Annotated in this window: 17 protein-coding genes; 1 reads left to right on the top strand and 16 read right to left on the bottom strand. The window is 31.9% G+C overall.

From position 1 onward, the window contains the following. From SOR77_RS03395 to argF, 9 genes are all read right to left on the bottom strand, one after another. The coding region (locus tag SOR77_RS03395) for a V-type ATP synthase subunit I (RefSeq protein WP_320635786.1) at nucleotides 1-1,361 on the bottom strand (1,361 nt) is incomplete at its 3' end. Then, nucleotides 1,348-1,668 carry a V-type ATPase subunit subunit G family protein gene (locus tag SOR77_RS03400; protein WP_320635787.1) on the bottom strand — a complete coding sequence of 107 codons (321 nt, stop codon included), beginning with the start codon at nucleotides 1,666-1,668 and terminating at the stop codon, nucleotides 1,348-1,350. The genes SOR77_RS03395 and SOR77_RS03400, both read right to left, overlap by 14 nt. A 268-nt stretch (nucleotides 1,669-1,936) precedes the next feature. Next, the gene (arcC, locus tag SOR77_RS03405; protein ID WP_320635788.1) at nucleotides 1,937-2,866 is read right to left on the bottom strand and encodes a carbamate kinase; all 930 of its coding nucleotides are present in this window, start codon (nucleotides 2,864-2,866) and stop codon (nucleotides 1,937-1,939) included. Between the two features lie 11 nt (nucleotides 2,867-2,877). Then, entirely contained in the window at nucleotides 2,878-3,972 is a 1,095-nt protein-coding gene (locus tag SOR77_RS03410) for a hypothetical protein (protein WP_320635789.1), read from the bottom strand. A 1-nt stretch (nucleotide 3,973) separates the two neighbouring features. Beyond that, on the bottom strand, nucleotides 3,974-5,146 hold the full coding sequence (locus SOR77_RS03415) for a hypothetical protein (protein WP_320635790.1): 1,173 nt from the start codon (nucleotides 5,144-5,146) through the stop codon (nucleotides 3,974-3,976). A 15-nt stretch (nucleotides 5,147-5,161) separates the two neighbouring features. Then, nucleotides 5,162-7,678, bottom strand: coding sequence for an ATP-dependent Clp protease ATP-binding subunit (locus SOR77_RS03420; protein WP_320635791.1), 2,517 nt, complete (start codon nucleotides 7,676-7,678; stop codon nucleotides 5,162-5,164). After that, a complete protein-coding gene (locus SOR77_RS03425) occupies nucleotides 7,678-8,835 on the bottom strand; it encodes a hypothetical protein (protein WP_320635792.1) in 1,158 nt (385 codons plus the stop codon). Before SOR77_RS03425 ends, SOR77_RS03420 begins: the two co-directional genes overlap by 1 nt. A gap of 29 nt (nucleotides 8,836-8,864) precedes the next feature. Further along, complete coding sequence (locus SOR77_RS03430) at nucleotides 8,865-10,232, bottom strand: amino acid carrier protein (RefSeq protein ID WP_320635793.1); 1,368 nt, start codon at nucleotides 10,230-10,232, stop codon at nucleotides 8,865-8,867. 90 nt (nucleotides 10,233-10,322) lie between these two features. Further along, nucleotides 10,323-11,315 (bottom strand): ornithine carbamoyltransferase, encoded by a 993-nt coding sequence (argF, locus tag SOR77_RS03435; protein WP_004819390.1) that lies wholly within the window; start codon nucleotides 11,313-11,315, stop codon nucleotides 10,323-10,325. A gap of 281 nt (nucleotides 11,316-11,596) precedes the next feature. Between argF and SOR77_RS03440 the strand changes: the two genes are divergently transcribed. After that, on the top strand, nucleotides 11,597-12,814 hold the full coding sequence (locus SOR77_RS03440) for a helix-turn-helix domain-containing protein (protein ID WP_115312008.1): 1,218 nt from the start codon (nucleotides 11,597-11,599) through the stop codon (nucleotides 12,812-12,814). A gap of 31 nt (nucleotides 12,815-12,845) precedes the next feature. Here SOR77_RS03440 and SOR77_RS03445 read toward each other — a convergent pair whose 3' ends face one another. From SOR77_RS03445 to SOR77_RS03475, 7 genes are read right to left on the bottom strand one after another with little or no spacing between them, the layout of a single operon-like run. After that, nucleotides 12,846-13,457 (bottom strand): ABC transporter ATP-binding protein, encoded by a 612-nt coding sequence (locus tag SOR77_RS03445; RefSeq protein WP_320635794.1) that lies wholly within the window; start codon nucleotides 13,455-13,457, stop codon nucleotides 12,846-12,848. 11 nt (nucleotides 13,458-13,468) lie between these two features. Beyond that, the gene (locus SOR77_RS03450; protein ID WP_320635795.1) at nucleotides 13,469-14,239 is read right to left on the bottom strand and encodes an ATP-binding cassette domain-containing protein; all 771 of its coding nucleotides are present in this window, start codon (nucleotides 14,237-14,239) and stop codon (nucleotides 13,469-13,471) included. A 4-nt stretch (nucleotides 14,240-14,243) separates the two neighbouring features. Continuing rightward, nucleotides 14,244-15,119: an ABC transporter permease gene (locus SOR77_RS03455; RefSeq protein WP_245946040.1), complete on the bottom strand. Its 876-nt coding sequence runs from the start codon at nucleotides 15,117-15,119 to the stop codon at nucleotides 14,244-14,246. Further along, on the bottom strand, nucleotides 15,109-16,083 hold the full coding sequence (locus SOR77_RS03460) for an ABC transporter permease (RefSeq protein ID WP_320635796.1): 975 nt from the start codon (nucleotides 16,081-16,083) through the stop codon (nucleotides 15,109-15,111). The genes SOR77_RS03455 and SOR77_RS03460 overlap by 11 nt, the downstream gene beginning before the upstream one ends. An 8-nt stretch (nucleotides 16,084-16,091) precedes the next feature. Next, complete coding sequence (locus SOR77_RS03465; RefSeq protein ID WP_320635797.1) at nucleotides 16,092-17,708, bottom strand: ABC transporter substrate-binding protein; 1,617 nt, start codon at nucleotides 17,706-17,708, stop codon at nucleotides 16,092-16,094. A 26-nt stretch (nucleotides 17,709-17,734) separates the two neighbouring features. After that, nucleotides 17,735-18,328, bottom strand: a complete 594-nt coding sequence (locus SOR77_RS03470; protein WP_320635798.1) for a class I SAM-dependent methyltransferase — start codon at nucleotides 18,326-18,328, stop codon at nucleotides 17,735-17,737. After that, nucleotides 18,325-18,846 (bottom strand): ECF transporter S component, encoded by a 522-nt coding sequence (locus SOR77_RS03475; protein WP_004819407.1) that lies wholly within the window; start codon nucleotides 18,844-18,846, stop codon nucleotides 18,325-18,327. The genes SOR77_RS03470 and SOR77_RS03475 overlap by 4 nt, the downstream gene beginning before the upstream one ends. Nucleotides 18,847-18,859: the final 13 nt, after the last annotated feature.

Below are 18,859 nucleotides of genomic sequence, written 5' to 3' on the forward strand. Positions count from 1 at the left end.
CCAAAAGCCATACACATTGCTATCATCTTCATATAATCTTCTGATGGATTTAAATATGCTTTAATAGGAATCAAATCTCCAAAAAAAGAGCCGAATATGAAACCCCAAAATGTAGATGAAACTCCCATATACATTACAAACTTTATAAGTCTTGCCTTTACTCTATCTGGTTTTAAAATTTTTAGTACAAATAAACTTATTAAAGTGACTAAGAGGCCATATCCCATATCACCTACCATAATTCCCGAAAATACAAAATAAAAAGGCGCGAACAATGGTGTAGGATCTATTTCTTGGTACCTTGGAATTGAATACATTTCTGTTATTGATTCAAAAGGTTCTACTAATTTGTTGTTTTTTAATTTAATAGGTACATTTGCGTCTTCTTGTTCTGCCGGAGTAATTTCTAAGTAATATTCTGTGCCTAAAACTTCTTCTAATAAATTATTAAAAGCATCAACTTTATTACTTGGTACATATCCTGCAATAAAATCTATTTTCTTAGATTTTGCAAAATTTTGTACTGCCGCTTGTCTCAAACTTTCATTCCTCAAATATTCATAATAGTATTTAAGAACTTCTAAGTTTTCTTTTTCTAAATCTATCTCAGAATCTATTTCTGCTATTCTATCTTCAAATTCTTTTAATTTATTTCTTTGATCTGTAATTTCTTCACTTACTCTTTTTTCAGTTTTTATTCTATTGTTTGTAAATCCATTAGCTCTTAAAATATTTGTTAATTCAGCTTCTTCTGTTTTTTCAACTGCAATTATCAAATACTTCATTCCATTTAATATTTTATACTCTTCTATAGAATATAATTTTAATTCCGAGCTTGCTAAAGCTTCTTTAAACTGTGCTTCATTTCTTAAAGGAAGACTTCCAGGTATAATTTCTATACGATTTAAATTTCTAAGCTTACTTAAATCAACTTTCAATTCCGAAAATGGTTCTAATTCATTTATAACTTCATTAACAGTTGCTATTTTTTGAATTAATTCATTTTTTTCTGAATAAAGGCTGTTGACCTTTTCATAAAGTCCATTGAAGTTAAAATCATCTGCTTTTTCTTTTAAATCTCTTAATGAAACTTTTATCTTTTGACCTTTAAAGCCATCAATCGTGGATGCTACAGGCATATATGTTTGTAACAAATCAATTGTCCACTTTACTTTACCTATTTCACTGTCAAGTTTAGACACAGACTCTGGAACATCAACTTTTTTTAAATAATCTTGGCCTTCTGCAAGCTCTAAATCGCTCAAATGAACATCTTTAAATTCCTGCAAAGATTTTAAAATATCACTTTGACGAGTGGCAAATGTATACAAATCAAACTTATGCATCTTAACTATTGCCATTTTTCACGACCTTATCTACAATCATATCTGCTAATTTCTCTATCTTTCCCTTGTCAATTTGAGAAATAACATCAGCTTTCTTCCTACTCTCTTCAAGAATTTTAGTCCTTATTGAATTAGCCTTTTCTTCAGCTTCTTGAATTTTTTGACTCCTCAATTCTTCACTTCGCACTGATATCTCTTGTTTCAATTTTTCGGCTTCGGCTTTTGCATCTCTCAATATCTGCTCTGCAGTTTTTTTAGCACTACTCAATTGATCTTCTGCCAACTTCTCACTTTCTACAATACGCTCTATTGCACTAGCCATTTTTCCACCTCCTATATCAGTTTTTAATATTATATCACTTTGATTATGATAAGTATATATTCTCACCAATATCTAATTGTGATAAATTTATCTTACTTTAATATCATAACACATTACTATACATATTTACCCTTTTATCTGATTGCTTTAACAATATATAAATCCTAAATGATATCGCTGCTTTATTTGTTTAAAAGCCCAGGAAATCCCGGGCTTTTAAATCTAACTTTATAAAAAATTTTTCTTTTAATAATATATGCTACTTTAATTACTGTCTAATTAAAGTTCCTGTGTTTCCTTCTAATCCTTCAAGTGCTTTTTCAAGAGAAGTGATTATAGCTTTTCTACTTTCTTTTGATTTTACAAATCCTAATGCCGCTTCAACTTTTGGCTTCATAGAACCTTCTGCAAACTCTTTTTGTTCTATATATTTTTCAGCTTCTTCAACGCTCATTTCACTCAACCATTTTTCTTCAGGTGTTCCAAATTTAATTGCAACCTTTTCTACAGCAGTCAAAATTATCAATACATCAGCATCTACCAGTTCAGCTAATTTAGCAGTTGTAAAATCTTTATCTATAACAGCAGGAACTCCAACATATTCTCCACCTTCATCTACCACCGGAATACCTCCGCCACCGGCAGCCACTACTATTGTTGAATTGTTATATAAAAGCTCTACCGACTTCTTTTCTATTATGTCTATCGGCTTTGGTGAAGGTACAACTCTTCTGTATCCACGTCCCGCATCTTCTTTAAAAACTAATCCTGTTTCCATCATTTTTTCAGCTTCTTCTTTAGAATAAAAAGAACCTATTGGCTTAGTTGGATTTTCAAAAGCCTTGTCATCTTTATCAACTAAAACTTGTGTTACAAGAGAAACAACATCCACTTTCATATTTCTTTTGTTGAGTTCATTTTCTATTGAATTTTGTAGATGGTATCCTATATAACCTTGACTCATAGCTCCACATTCCGGGAAAGGCATGCTTGGAGTTTTAGCTTCTGACTTTGAAGCAGTTTCCATAGCTAAATTTATCATCCCAACTTGTGGCCCGTTTCCATGTGAAATTATTACTTTATTTCCTTCTGCTACTAAATCTACTATTGATTTAGCAGTAACCTTAACAGCCTCTTTTTGTTTTTCAGGTGAATTACCAAGTGCATTTCCACCAAGTGCTAAAACTATCTTTTTCATAACAATCCCTCCTAACTATTAAGTGCTCTATCTACATTTCTTATAAAGTCTTGTACATTTGTTACCATTGAGACAGCGGTAACAGTTCCTCTATCTGATAATTTGTTAACGGCAAATTCTTGAATATCTATTGTATACATATAAACAGGTCTGATTTCTCCATTGAATTCATTGTATGATGGAGTCATGTTACCAGTTGCTATTGTAAATAAAATAGCTGACATCATGATTATGGTAGAAGTTTTCCTTGCGTGAGATCGCATTGTATTTTGTGCTTCATATACATTATTTATAGTCTCAGGCAATCCCAATCTATCACGAATTGTACCCGCTATTACAAATGGAACATCCATTTCAACACACGCTTTTATAAATCCATCTTTTACCAATCCTGACTCAACAAGAGCTTTTGTAGATCCGTACTTTCTAGCTAAGTTGAGCGTTTCAAATAAATTTCTTGTTGTATTTTGTTCTTTTTCAAAATGTTCTTGTCCCCAAGATGTATTAAACAATCCTTTTTCGAGGTCAAATGCCGCTGTTTCTGTCCCACAGAAAATCGCTTGAACAAATCCATTTCTTATAAGTCTTGCTAATGCATTTCTTGAATCGGTATCAAGCGAAAGAGCAGAACCAACTATCAAAGTAACATATCCATTATTCGCTTTTTCATGTCTTAAAACTTCATAAAGAGTATCATAATCTATAGAAAATGCCGTTTCTCTCGAACGTCCTGAACGGAAAGCAAAAGTATCTGTATTCTCATCTGCTGTTAAGAATCCTTGAGTCCAAACATAAATACCTTCTGAAGCATCTTCAGTACGTCCTATTACAACTTTGTCGCCTTTTTTTAGGTTTCGAAATTCTACTATATTTACACTTTCTTCTCCTAATGTATCATTAGCAACACAAACTGTATCCATTCTTGATTGTGTAGCTAAGACCCATTTCCCATTTATTTTAAAATATTCAGGGTAAACCGAAAGAGCGTGATAATTTCTCGGACTTATTCCATCTACTTTCACTTCTTCTAAAGTTACATTAGGAGCTTTTTTTAAAAATTCTTGTTCAAAATCCGGATGGTGATATTTTGGCATTTCAAATTTCATTTTAAATCTCCCCCTTGCTTTCTTCTTTGTCTCTCTCAATTCCTACATATTCTTCTTCAGGTATTTTCATTTCATCTGCAAAAACTTTGTTTGCAGGTGTTATAAGAGCTTTTTCACAATTTACCACAAAATCTTGGACATTAGTTACCATAGGTACAAATGCCATAAGTTCTCTTGCTGCTCCAACTTTGTTTACTACATTTTCTGTTACATCTATCGAATACATATACACCGGTGTTATTCTTCCATCTTTTCTAACAGTGTATCCTGAAGCCATATTAGCAACAGAAAGACTGTGAAGCATAGTTGCAATACAAATTATCAATGTTGACTTATCAAGAGCTTTCTTTGTCTCAGTAAGAGCCCTTTCAGTATCTCCTATAACTTCCGGTAGTGGTCCATCATCTCTAATTGATCCACTTAATACAAAAGGAATATCCATATCTGACAATGTCTTTATTATTCCATCTTTTACATTACCACTGGCTATAAATTCTTTTATAGAACCTGTTGTCCTAACTTCATTTAATAAGTCTAAATGGTTATAGTGTCCCATAGGAACATTTTCTTGGGTATATATATTTTGTCCCAATGCTGTTTGTAAAAATCCACCCTCCAAGTCATGAGTACACATTGCATTTCCACCAAGTAGACAATCAATATATCCATTTTCAGCTAACTGATTAAGCGCTTTTCTTGTATCATAGTCAAATACAACGCTGGGTCCTAAAACCCATGTAATGTATCCATCTTCGCTATCTCTTTCATTTTGCATAAGTTCAAATAAATACTCATAGTCTTTTGAAAATGAAGTTTCAACTGCCTTACCCAGTGTTGAATATATAGATTTTGGAAATCCCTCTCTATATACCAATACACCTGTGTCTATCTCTCCTGTCAAAGATAGTACAACATTCTCACCTTTTTTAAGTTCTCTTATCTCTTTTACAAAAATTTCACCATTTTCTAAGACAGCTACACAGTTTAGTGAATTATGTTTTGGAAATAGCCATCTATCTCCATATTTATAGAAAGTTGGCATATGAGTTGTAAGATAAAAATTATCAGGTGCTACCCCATCTCTTTCAACAACTCCCAACTCAATATTCGGTGCATTTTTATACTTTTCTTCGGAAAAATTTGGTGAATTAAATTCAGGTATTTGAATTCCCATGCTTGCCTCCTATTTTTATTTAATATCTACATATAATCTTTCATTTTTCATTTTTAAAATAATACTTATATTGTCATCCGTTTGATTTTCTAATTTCTTCTTACAAATCAAGAAATATATTTCATGCTCTATATACTTTTTAATTTCTCGTGCACCCATTTTTTCTTTTAAAACATAACTTGTTAAGTTTTCAATAAACTCATCTGTAATGTTTAATTCTATTCGACTATCTTTTAATAATTTTGTAACTTCGTTTAAATTGTATTGTATGAGTTTTTTAATAGTACCAGGTGTCAATGATTTCAAATAAAATACATAATCTACATAGTTGTCAATTTGAAATCCGAAATTTTTATTAATATCTTTACAACTTTCACCAACACCACACGTTGCGGTCAGTATTATAATTGTATTTTTAAAATTTATCTCTCGTCCTTTATTATCTTTTACTTTGCCATCTTGAATAATCTGCATGATCAAGCTTTGAACTTCTCTATGAGCATTTTCTATATTTTTAAACAATATCACACTGTAAGGTTTAGTTCTTAAAGCTTCTGTCAATGCTCCCCCCTTTTCATATCCTACATATCCCGGAGGTGCGCCTATCAATTTTGTTATAGAAGCTTTTTCACTAAATTCACTCATATCAAATCTTATTAAACTTGTCCGCCCATCAAATAAATTTCTTGATACAACTTCTGCAAGATAGCTTTTACCAGAACCTGAACTTCCACATATTAAAAAGCTCCCTATCGGTTTGTCTCTATTAATTAATCCACTCTCTGAAATCATATAAGTATTGACTATCTTATCTATTAACTCATTTTCACCAACAAATTCTTCTTTCATAGAGTTCTTTATTTCATCAAGCTTTTCAAGTTTATTTAATTGTAAATTCACTTTTGGCATTCCAGAAATTTTAGATATAATTTCTTTTACTTCATTATCTGTAACTTTGGTGTGTATTGGATAATATGGATTTATTTTAATAAGAGATTTTACTTTTTTTTCTATCCTCTTTTGGGCAACAATTAGTTCATCTAATTTTTTAAAATCATGTAGCTCTTTTGCCTCTTCTACTTGTAAATTTATATCTTCTATCTCTTTTTCATTTAATAATATATCTTCTTGTCGCTTTTTTTCTAAATTATACAATTCAGTTCTATGCTTTAATAATGCTTCAAGTTTTTCAATTTCTCTTTCTTTTTCACTTAGTCTATCTTTTGAAACACTATCCACTTCATCTTTTAATGCAATCTTTTCCATCTCCAACTTAACAATATTTCTATGCAAATTATCAAGCTCTTCCGGTTTTTGATCTCTCGCCATTCTAACGAGTGCACATGCTTCATCTATTACATCCAGTGCAACATCGGGCAACTTCCTTTCAGTTAAAAATCGCTTTGAAAGTTTTACAGCCTCTATCAATGCTCCATCTGTAATTTTTACCATATGATGATTCTCATATTTTTTCTTTAATCCTCTTAATATGGCGATAGAATCTTCTATGCTTGGCTCTTCAATCAAAATTTTTTGAAACCTTCTATCTAAAGCTCCATCTATTTCAATATATTTTCTATATTCCTCTATAGTTGTCGCTCCTATAGTTAGTATTTCTCCTCTTGCAAGCATTGGCTTTAATATGTTCGCAGTATCCATGGTCCCAGATGTATTTCCGCTTCCCATTATGTTGTGAATTTCATCTATAAACAAAATTATTTTTCCATCTGAATCTTTAATTATATCTAAAAGTTTTTTAAGTCTTTCTTCAAAATCACCACGATATTTAGCTCCTGCAATCAACGCAGTCATATTTAATGAAAAAACGATCTTTTCTTTTAAATTGTCCGGAACATCTCCTCTTACAATTCTTTGAGCTATTCCCTCTACAATTGCCGTCTTTCCTACGCCCGCTTCTCCAATTAAGACAGGATTGTTCTTTATTCTTCTTGTAAGCACCCTTATCGCACTTCTTGTTTCTTCATCTCTACCTATAACAGGATCTAATTTTCCTTCAATTATTTCTTTTGTGAGATTTCTCCCATATCTTTCAAGATTTAGCATAGTTTCTTGAGATACTCCACTTAAAAAAGCTTCATTAAATTTTTTTGAAACATATCTCATAAAACTTTCATAGTCTACTTTAAATGACATTGCAAGCTTAGCACTCGCAATGTCATTCTCTCTTAAAAGAGCTAAAAATAAATGCTCTATAGTTACTTTTTCTTCATATAAATTTCTTGAGATTTCTTCAGATATTAACAAAACTCTTTGATAAGATCTACTCACGTATAAATTAGAAACACCTTTCAAACTTCTCAATTTACTTATTGCATTTTTAACATCTTCTTTTAAGTTTTGTAAAATAACTCCTCTTTCCTTGAAATAATCCTTAATATTCTTATTCGGATTTAGAAGAATGGTATAAAAAATGTGTAAATCGGTTACTTCATTGTTGTTATTTCTTATAGCAACTTGATTCGATTCATTAATTATATTAATAGCTGCCTGTGAGTATCTTGAAATATCCATTAAAACAATAACCCCCAAATTATATGCGATGCTATTCCTGCACTTAGTCCTCCTATTGTGTGAGATAGTATGGCATTTCCCGTCATCTCTTTAGTATCAAGTGCATCCATCATTGCAATATGTGTTGATAAATATCCGCTCCAGCACATGCAAATTGAAGTAAATACCGCTATGTCATTTCCACCTATTATTTTTTTACTAGCCATATCAGAAACCATACCAATTGCAGCTCCACTACTTCCAAGTGCAGTTATAGGTATAGCAATGGCCTTAGGTGTGCTAAATCCAAATAGTGGCGTTAAAATAAAACTAAGTTTTTCGCCAATTATTGGCAAAATTCCTATCCCCTGATTTGCACTGCCATCGTATATTCCACTTGCTCCTGTTCCATTTGTAAGTAAAATTACAATTGTACAAATTAAACATACTCCGGGAATTATGGCAATACCCATATCAACTCCTATCTTTCCACCTTCTAAAAGAGATTGTATAAATCTTGACCCCACAGAGCCTTCTCTTATTTTTCTCTTCCCACTAGGTAATGAAACAGTATTCTTACACTCAACCATTTCTTCTGTTCCATAATACTTCTTAGTTTTTCTAATCATAAGTCTCACGGAAACAACACTTCCTATAATAGCTCCTAAAAGACCTACCAATGCACCTTTAATTGCTCCATCAACAGGTAACGCCATCATTGAAGTAACAGTGATAAGACCCATGCCAAATGAAGTCCCCAAATTAGTTAGGGCCGGCATTTGGTATTTTTTAAAATATTTTCTGAAATTATCATCATGTGCGAGAGTCAATATAGCAGGGTTATCTGACATAAAACAGTTTAATATACCTATTGAACTGGCCCCCGGTAAATCATAAATTGGTTTCATAATTACAGATACTGCCTTATTTATTAAAGCTATAACTCCAAATTCAGAAAATATAGAAGAAATCCCCCCTGCTATAACTGCAACTGCCATAAGATAAAAACAAACATTTATAAGCAAATCAAACGCAGTATTCATCATTGTCTTAATCATATTGGTTCCGCCCATTACGTTCCCAATATAGGCAAATAGCCCAAAAAATATTACTAAAAATATGGGAGCTTCCCATCCAATTTCTTTTTTTAACAGTCTATCATTCTTTAATTCTTCCATTTATTTTCCTCTGTCATAAAATTTGTTGACTATTTTTTAGCCCCCGGATAATATTTCGGATCTTTAAAAAATTCATCTACAAGCTCTTTAAGTTCTCCACTGAGCATTATCATACCTACCATGTTAGTAAAAACAACAAGTCCTAAAGTTGCATCCAAGAATACTCCTGCATTATCAAATGATACAAATCCACCAAGTATAACCATGCCGCAAGCTATAAGTCTTACAACTTTACCTATAGTTGTACCGAATAGATATTCGCCTTGTTTTTCAGCATAAAATACTATAACTATTATTGTAGAAAGTACAAATAAGAACAAACTTATTGCTATAATTGCTGTTCCAACTTGTCCAAATGCAGAATTAAATGCTCTCTCAACCCCTATATCTTTCATATCAGGATTTTGATAAAGCCCTGTTACAATAACTACAAGCGTAGAAATTGTACATACGATAATTGTATCTGCTATTACTTCAAATATACCCCACATACCTTGTCTACAAGGATGGTCAGTAACTGCTGTTGCGTGTGCATAAGGCGCTGAACCCATACCCGCTTCATTTGAATAACAACCTCTTGCTGCTCCGGCTCTAATAAGTTGAGCTATACCTGCTCCGGCTGCTCCTCCAACAACAGCTCTTGGATTAAATGCTCCGACTATAATCATTCTAAATGCTTCAGGGAGTTTATCTATATGCATAACTATAATTGCAAGACCTGCCAATATGTAGATTGTTGCCATTATAGGTACCATCTTTTCAGTTACTTGAGCAATTCTCTTAATCCCGCCATAAGCTACTAACACAACCAACACAGCTATTATAACAGCTGAAACCACTCTTGATAAACCCAGTTGTTCCAAAGGCGCAGCTGCTGAAATCGTTTGTAATGTTATTGATGGCAATATTTCTATCATAAAGAAGAAAGATACTAAGAACCCCATTATCTTGCCTAAAGTTCCTCCAATACCCTTTTTAAATGTATATGCAGGTCCTCCAACATATTCTCCTTCAACATTCTTTTCTCTATACTTAATACCTAATATTATTTCTCCAAACTTAGTTGCTTGACCTATTAAAGCTGCAATCCACATCCAAAATATTGCTCCAGGACCTGCGGTAAAAATAATAGAAGGTGCTACTACTATATTTGCCGCTCCTATTGACGATGCAAGTGCTGCCGTTGCCGCTTGGAAAGGACTTACTGAACCCTCTCCTCCAACATTAGAAGAAAACATTTTTCCAAAAGTTTGTTTTAAAATAAATGAAAGATATCTGACTTGAATAAATCCTGTTCTCACACAGATTATAAGCCCTCCACCAAGTAATACTATTAATATTGGCCATCCCCAAAATGCGTTAGTTATATCAGATATTATTTTTATTAAATTTTCCATAATAAACTCCTTTAGTTAATTGAGATTTAGGGGAAACTGTTGCGTCTCCCCTAAATACACCAATAAATTCTCTATCTCATAAGTTGTCCATTAACAAAGAGTTGCATAAATTACCGCTTTTATAGTATGCATTCTATTTTCAGCTTGATCAAATACTAATGATTGTTTTGATTCAAATACTTCATCGGTAACTTCCATTTCTTCTAATCCGAATTTTTCATAAATATCTTTTCCAACTTTTGTCTTTGTATCGTGGAAAGATGGTAGACAGTGTAAGAAAATAGCTTCTTCATTAGCATTTTCCATAGCCGCTTTGTTTATTTGATAATCCTTCAAAAGTGATATTCTCTTTTCCCAAATTTCTGCCGGCTCGCCCATAGATACCCAGATGTCAGTGTAAAGAATATCAGCATTTTCAGTACCCTCTTTAACATCAGATGTTAAAGTTACTGTACAGTGATTTTCCTTAGCTATTTCTTTTGCCATTTCTACAAGATGATCTTCAGGGAATAATTCTTCCGGTGCACAAGCCACGAAATTAACTCCTAATTTTGCGCAAACTATCATAAGAGAATTAGCAACATTGTTTCTTGCATCTCCCATGTATACAAATTTTAATCCTTTTAAATATCCAAAATGTTCTTCAACTGTAAGCATATCTGCCAACATTTGAGTTGGATGCCATTCATCAGTCAATCCATTCCATACAGGTACTCCTGCATATTTCCCCAATTCTTCAACTGTTTCTTGAGAGAATCCACGATACTCAATACCATCATACATTCTTCCAAGAACTCTCGCTGTATCTGCAATAGATTCCTTATGTCCCATTTGAGAACCGGCTGGATCTAAATAAGTTACTCCCATTCCAAGGTCGTTTCCAGCAACTTCAAATGAGCATCTAGTTCTAGTTGAAGTCTTTTCAAATAATAAAACAATATTTTTCCCCTCAAGATACTTGTGTGGTTGTCCTGCTCTTTTCATTGACTTGAAGTTTTTAGCAAGTTCCATTAAATAACGAACTTCTTCTGAACTAAAATCAATCAACTTTAAAAAATTTCTACCTCTAAGATTTTGTGCCATTTTAATCACTCCTTTATGTAACTTATCTTTACTACCTAAGATTAATTTATCACATTTGAAAACATTTCCAGAGACAAATTAAGATTAATTTTCTGTAAATAATTTCTATTATCTCACAATGTACAAATATGGCTATCTTTATAGTACTAATTTAGTCCAATGTTTTCCAATTGCACTAAAGTGAATTACGTATTATAATAATTTTATCACATTAAATATAACTTAAACATAGAATAATGTTTCTTATCTGATCCTTATGTTATATTTTGGAGAGATTCACCATGAAAAAAATTAAAATACAAGAAAATTATAACGAAACTGTTGATAATAACTACATTTTTAATTTTGACATACAAAGTGATTCTAAACCCACAGAACCACTTTTGCATAAACACAGCAGATTTATCTACATCTTAGAAGGACATGGCAAAATTAAAATTCAAAATAAAATTATAGCCTTATTCCCGGGAGTTATAATTTCAATAGCTCCGTGGCAAATTTCGGAAATAATAGAAGTTTCCGAAGAACTCACATACTATCTTTTGGTCTATAATTTTAATCTCCTAAACATCTATATAAAAAAAGAATTTAATATCAATAGTGAAAACATTAACATAATAAATTCTCTTTATAAATCAAATGTAATCATACCTTCCAGCAAAGATTCACTGAAAATAAAATCAATTTTTGAAGATATTAAAGATGAATTTGGACTTTGCTCTGTTAATTTCATTTCAGAATCAAAACCTTATTCAACTCTTTATGGCATTTCAAAATTTGCTGAACTCTTAGTTATATATTTAAGAAATATTAATGAAACTACACCAGCTGACGATGAAATTAACCCGGACATGATTTTTATGTATATGTTTTTAAACTGTTGCAATAATTTGAGTTTAGAATTGATTTCAAAAGCATTCTTTATGAGCGAAAGTTCCATCTCCAAATATATACATGATTTTACCGGAATTGGATTTTATGAATTATTAAATGAAATGAGAATTTTTAAAGCTAAATTTCTTTTAACTCATACAAATTTAAATATAAAAGATATTGCATATATATTAAACTATTCCGATCCCGGGCAACTATCAAAAATATTCCATGACAAATATCATCTTGGAACTAAAGATTTTAAAAAATTACAATGTCCTGAGTCATTAGTAAACATAAGGCTTGATTATAGAGGACTAAAAATAATTGAATATATGTATGAAAATTATGATGAAGAATTAGATATAGGCACAGTTTCAGATTTATTTAAGACCACACCAAAAAATATAAATAGTATTCTAATGTATTACATTGAGAAAAATTTTTACAACTTTTTAAATCAAATTAGAATTCATAAAGCTTGCGACCTACTCACTGAGACTGAACTTCCTATCGCAGATATTTCAGCTTTAGTAGGATATAATTCTACAAAAACTTTCGTCAGAAATTTTATAAAGATTTTAAATATTACCCCTTCTGAATTTAGAACAACATATATAAAATAAAATAGGCGATAAACGGAAAAATATGATCCATTTATCGCTTATTTATCTCTTTTAAGTCAATTATTCTATCTGATATTTTATCTATCAAAGCATAATTATGTGATATAAATAACATGCCTATCTTTCTCTGTCTCACATAGTTGATTAATTCCTCCAGAAGTTTGACTTGTGTTATTGCATCTAACATTGAAGTTATTTCATCAGCTACCAAATACTTAGTATCTTCATGCATAACTCTGGCTATACATATTCTCTGTAACTCTCCTCCAGATAGCTCATTTGGAAAATTTCTTAACCAGAAATCTTTTATTCCAAAACTTTTAATTACTTCTTCACTTACGTTCCAACCTTCATTTAAAATTTTTGATACTTTCCAGTTTGGGTTTATGCTTTTTTCAGGATGCTGATGAATCATTTGTACTTTTAAAAATCCTTGCAATTTTTCTATGTCTTCTCCATCCACTAAAATTTTACCTGAGTTTGGTCTTAGATATCCACTCATCAACTGTCCCAAAGTACTTTTCCCATATCCAGACGGAGCCACAATTCCCAAAATTTCATTTTCATCTAATTCTAAACTCAAATTTTTTATAATTGGAGTTGTTTTGTCATAAGAAAAACACACATTTTCTAACTTTATCAATATTTCTTCTCCTAAAAGTCAACTTTAAACTCATTTTCAGGCAAAGCTCTTAACAACTTCCTTGTGTAATCGTTCTTTAAATTTAAGCCATTATTTTCAAAATCTTTTATGTCTTCAACTTCTATAATTGTCCCATCCCAAAAAACTGCAATCCTATCTGCAAACTCAAGTGCCATTTTCAAATCATGTGTTATGACTAAAGCTGATTTTCCTCTCTCTTTTAAGGATTTAAAAAAGTTAACTGTTTCTTCAACACCCAAGTCGTCCATACCTGGTGTTGGTTCATCCGCTACTATCAAGTCAGCTTCACTAATCATACTTTCACTAACGAGTATCCTTCTTGCCATCCCCCCCGAAAGTTCAAATGGATATTTATAAAGGACTTCTTTTTTTAATCCAAACTGATTTAACATTTCTTCGTATTTCTTTTCATCTCTTTTATAAAATTTAAGTTGCTTTTTAATTTTTAAAAGTGGATTTAATGAGTTTACCGTCTGTGGAATTAACCAAATTTGTTCACCACGCAGCTTTTCAATAGATCTATTGTTTAACGATTGCTCTTTATAATAAATTTCACCCCTTACAACAGCATTATATGGTAATAAATTTAAGATTGCATGAGCTAATAAACTCTTTCCGGACCCACTCGCCCCAACAATCGCAACAACTTCATTAGCTCCAACTTTTAAGTTTAAATTGTGTACTACATTTAATTCTCTTACTCTAAGACCTTTTTCATACTGTAGAAATGAAATGCTTAAATCTTCTATATTTAATAACATAAAATCACCTGTGATAAGAATATGGGCAAATTAAATCTTTTAAACTTTCTCCTAAAAAATTAATACATACTACTATACTCACCAATGCTATCCCCGGAAATATTGCCAAATGCCAATAACCATAAATTAAATATTTCATAGCCTCTGACAAAATTATTCCCACCGCCGGTGTAGATGCATCAAATCCAAATCCCAAAAATGTTATTCCTGCCTCATGTAATATTGCATGAGGAAATAACAATATAGTTCCAACTAAAATCTGTGGTAATATTTTAGGTATAACGTGATTAAATGCAATATATAAACTGCTCTTACCCATAGCTTGTGAAATTTTTATGTAGTTTTCTTGTTTTATCTCCAAAATTTCAGCTCTTATAATTCTAGTAAGAGAAGTCCAATGAGTCAGTGCTATTCCAATTATAATCCCTTTAACCCCTCTTCCAACTGCTACAGCAATTACAATTAAAAACACCATGTGTGGTATTGCTAAAGATATATCTATCAGCCAATTCACAATAATATCTGTCTTTTTGCCAAACACAGTCAATAGAATTGCAAAAGTCATAGTTATTAAAACACTGGAAAAACTTGCAACCATTCCTACACAAATTGATATCCCAAGGCCCTTAACTGTCCTTAAAAACATATCTCTGCCTACTGCATCAGTTCCAAAAAGATGCTCTAAACTAGGACCTAGAAACTTTTCAGAAAAATTAACTTTTAAATCTGCTTCACTTATTCTCCAATAACTTATAAATATATATGCTATAAAAAATATTGCTACGGTCATTATAGTTAATGTTATTTGTCTTTGTGATTTTCGTTGATTAGTATTTTTAAAAATTTTTATTTTTGATTTTATATCTTTATTAAATTCCACTTTTCCTCCTAAGCCTTGGGTCTATAAATAAATATAGTAAATCACAAACTCTATTGCCCACATATACAAACACACCGGAAAAAACCACTAGTCCCAACAGTAAAGGCGTATCACCTCTAAGCCCAGCCTCAACTGTCAAATTCCCTAAGCCCGGATAATTAAAAACATTTTCTACTAATACAGTCCCCGAAAACAATTCGCTAAAATACGTAAATTGAAGTGTCAGTCCAGGTAAAATCATATTTTTAAAAGCATAGTTCCAAAGTATCTCTCTCTTCTTTAATCCTTTTGCCTTTGCATAAAGTACATAGTCTGAGTTTAAAATGTCTTCAACTTTAGCACGTGTTTGTAAAATTATATTTGAGACTCCTGCCAACACAAGACTTATACAAGGTAATACCATATATTTTAACCTTTGTAAAAAATTTACATCTATATCTCTAACACCTATTGGCGAACCCATAGATGCCGGAAACCAATTCAATTTTATTGAAAACACAACTATCAACATCAACCCTATCCAAAATGTAGGCATTGCAGCAAAAATTAAAGCATATAACTTAATTGCTTTATCTTTTATTGTGCCTACATTAGCCCCTGCAACGATCCCTAATACAATCCCAAATATCCCCTGTAGAAGCCATGCACATGCCATTAGCATAATAGAAGATGAAAACCCTCTTTTTATTATTTCTAAAACTGGTCTATTATATATATTTGAGATTCCTAAATTCCCTCTTAATAAAAATTTAAGCCATATTATATATCTTTCAAATAGCGATTTATCTAAGCCCCATTTTAATATTAGGGCTTGTTTTTCATCTAGTGTTAAACCTATTGCCCTGCTCCTTGTAAATGAAGCAACAGGGTCAATAGGCGAGTGATCTATCAATAAAAAAGATATAAAAGAAATACTTAAAATTAAAACACAAAAGAATAAAGTTTGTTTTATAATCTTTTTCATTTTAAAAATTACTTCCATTTCCAATTAGAAATTGTATCAATCATTGGCCAACCCCCACCATGAGGTTGTATTTTTTGTCTTCCTATTTCAAGTTCATCGCGAACTAAATATAGATGATTTTCATTTACCAACCAAATCCACGGGCAATCACCTTTCCATGATAAACCTGTTTCTCCATCCCATTGAGCAAGCTTGAAATTTTCATAAAGTGCATCAACATTATCACTAGATAGAGCTTTTTCAAAGTACTCATCAACTTTTTCATTTGCATATTGATTTGCATTATAATATTCAAATCCTTTAAATTTACTAGAATAGTTATAGTACATCTCTAGAGGGTCATATCCTCCCCACCCAAATAAAACAGCACTGCTATACATTCTTGGAGTTACAAAATCCCAATCTCCGTATACAAGATTCACATCTATGCCTATTTCTTTTGCTCTCTCAGCGAAGTACAGTGCAATATTTTCTCTTTCTTTATAAGAGTACAGCAAATCAAATTTTGCTTTTAGTCCATTTTTCTCGCGTACTCCATCAGCTCCCATTTTCCAACCTGCATCTTCTAAAATCTTCTTTGCACCTTCTATATCACCATCAAATAAATCATTAGTTTGTTCATTGTACCACGGCATTTCATCGGCAACTGAATTTGCCTTAGTTCCCTCTCCATTTAGAACATTATCTATTATCTCTTGTCTATCCATAGCTATATTAAGTGCTTTTCTAATTTCAAGATCAGAAGTTACATCATTCCCAATAGGACTTCCCGGCGACATTGTATCATCGTTTGTCACCTTTCCTTCATTCTTTACAACAGGCATTGAAATTCCCCTGTTATCTATTGACTTTATACTTTCAACATGGAATCCTTCTACATTTATATCTTTAGCAGTGTAAGGAATCTTTATCATATCGCAGTCTCCTGATTTAGCTGTTGCCAAAACAGAATCATCATCCTTGAAAAATAAAAAAGTTAATTTTTTAAACGGAACTTTGTCTCCGTAATAGTATTCATTAGGTTCTACAATAAGTTGTTGCCCTTCTTTCCACTCCAACAGCTTAAAAGGCCCTGTCCCGATTGGATTTTTCCCATAATCTTGATTGTAAGCGTGTTTTGGGACAATTGACAGTGAACACATAGAGGACATAAACGAAATATCCGGCTGATTCAATTCTATCTCAACCTTGTATTCGTCTGATTTTCTAGCTTCTAAAAGCCTACTCAAATTAACTCCTGGCGTCTTTTCTTCTTTAGCTAAATTATATGTAAAGACAACATCATCCGCCGTAAAAACTTCTCCATCAGACCACTTTACATCATCTCTTAATGTAATTTCATATACCTTCTTATCCTCAGATAATTTATATTCTTTTGCTAAGTCCGGAACTATATTCAAATCAATATCTCTTTTAAATAGAGCTGACTGAAAAATAGCAGTCCCATAATGTCCTGAGCCATGTATTGGGTCCCAACCTTGTTCCGGCTCACTACCTAACCCCAGAACTAATTCATCTTTTTTAGCAGTAGTTTCTTTTGTATTCTCTTCTTTCTTATCTGCGCAAGCTACCATTACAAATAACAGCATCATTATCAACAAAGCGTTTTTTAAAAATTTTTTCATAACTCCTCCTACTAATGTTGTTAGATTTAATCCATCTTTTTAGCAATCACAACAAACATTTCCTCACTATCTACTTTTTTTAATACTTTATAATTTGCTCCTATAAAATAATTTTCTAAAATTTCCATCTTTGGCAAAATATCCTTTTCTACCACAATTGACGAATCCTTGTGTAAATTATTGATTGCCTCTCTACTTTGAGAATGACATATAATTAACTTTCCATTTTTCTTCAAATATTTTCTAAGCTTTTCTATCGCCTTCTTTTTATCTTCAAAATGAGGAAACATTGAATAACATATAACTTTATCATAATATCTAGTGTTTAAATCGCAATCTAGAATATCTTCATTCTTAAATGTCAAATTACTTGCAGCATACTTTTTCATTGCAACTTCTATCATTTTCTCAGAGATATCAACCGCGCACACTTCTCCACCTTTACCAACTCTTTCAAGTAAAAATGGAATCAAAATCCCCGTCCCCGTTCCAACGTCAAGCACTTTATCACTTGGTTTAATTTCTAATAAATTCAAAATCTCTATAATCTTTTTATTATCGTGCTTACAAAAACTGTCCCATTTTTCAGCCATTGAATTAAAAAATTCTCTTTGATTCATATTTCAAGCCTTTTTTGTTTATTTAAAATATATACAATGGCCGGAATAAATATTAGCTGAATTATAATTCCTGGAATTCCCTTTACAATAGCTCCAGTAATAAACACTGTAGGCGCCGGTAACTTAGCCATAAAGAAAGAAGCTAAAACCCAAACTACAATCGCAGATACAATTCTTCCTGCTATCATAGCCACTATTAATGACACAAATATATTAGCTTTTACCTTGTTGTGAATATAGCTTACAACTGCTCCATAAGTCAAAAGTTCAAAAACCATAAAAGGTAATACAGGAAACATTGGTGGCATACCGGTTAGCACAGAGCTAAGAATTGGAGTCAAGGCTCCAACTAAAGCTGCATAAGGCACACTCAAGAAAAACCCCGCTAATAAAACAGGAATATGCATAGGCAAAAATACCGGTCCTGCACCAATAGCATGAAATACCATTGGTAAAATCAATCCTAAAGCTATAAATAATGCCGCTAAAATCAATTCTTTTGTCGTATTCTTTCTCATAAATTTCCTCCTA

Origin of the sequence: Peptoniphilus sp. (genome assembly GCF_034090345.1) — a bacterium.
Classification (GTDB): Bacteria; Bacillota; Clostridia; order Tissierellales; family Peptoniphilaceae; genus Peptoniphilus.

Excerpts from the sequence above, each read along its gene's own strand:
- SOR77_RS03400 (WP_320635787.1), bottom strand. The coding sequence starts at position 1,668 with ATGGCTAGTGCAATAGAGCGTATTGTAGAAAGTGAGAAGTTGGCAGAA.
- arcC (WP_320635788.1), bottom strand. The coding sequence starts at position 2,866 with ATGAAAAAGATAGTTTTAGCACTTGGTGGAAATGCACTTGGTAATTCA.
- SOR77_RS03410 (WP_320635789.1), bottom strand. The coding sequence starts at position 3,972 with ATGAAATTTGAAATGCCAAAATATCACCATCCGGATTTTGAACAAGAA.
- SOR77_RS03415 (WP_320635790.1), bottom strand. The coding sequence starts at position 5,146 with ATGGGAATTCAAATACCTGAATTTAATTCACCAAATTTTTCCGAAGAA.
- SOR77_RS03420 (WP_320635791.1), bottom strand. The coding sequence starts at position 7,678 with ATGGATATTTCAAGATACTCACAGGCAGCTATTAATATAATTAATGAA.
- SOR77_RS03425 (WP_320635792.1), bottom strand. The coding sequence starts at position 8,835 with ATGGAAGAATTAAAGAATGATAGACTGTTAAAAAAAGAAATTGGATGG.
- SOR77_RS03430 (WP_320635793.1), bottom strand. The coding sequence starts at position 10,232 with ATGGAAAATTTAATAAAAATAATATCTGATATAACTAACGCATTTTGG.
- argF (WP_004819390.1), bottom strand. The coding sequence starts at position 11,315 with ATGGCACAAAATCTTAGAGGTAGAAATTTTTTAAAGTTGATTGATTTT.
- SOR77_RS03440 (WP_115312008.1), top strand. The coding sequence starts at position 11,597 with ATGAAAAAAATTAAAATACAAGAAAATTATAACGAAACTGTTGATAAT.
- SOR77_RS03450 (WP_320635795.1), bottom strand. The coding sequence starts at position 14,239 with ATGTTATTAAATATAGAAGATTTAAGCATTTCATTTCTACAGTATGAA.
- SOR77_RS03460 (WP_320635796.1), bottom strand. The coding sequence starts at position 16,083 with ATGAAAAAGATTATAAAACAAACTTTATTCTTTTGTGTTTTAATTTTA.
- SOR77_RS03465 (WP_320635797.1), bottom strand. The coding sequence starts at position 17,708 with ATGAAAAAATTTTTAAAAAACGCTTTGTTGATAATGATGCTGTTATTT.
- SOR77_RS03470 (WP_320635798.1), bottom strand. The coding sequence starts at position 18,328 with ATGAATCAAAGAGAATTTTTTAATTCAATGGCTGAAAAATGGGACAGT.
- SOR77_RS03475 (WP_004819407.1), bottom strand. The coding sequence starts at position 18,846 with ATGAGAAAGAATACGACAAAAGAATTGATTTTAGCGGCATTATTTATA.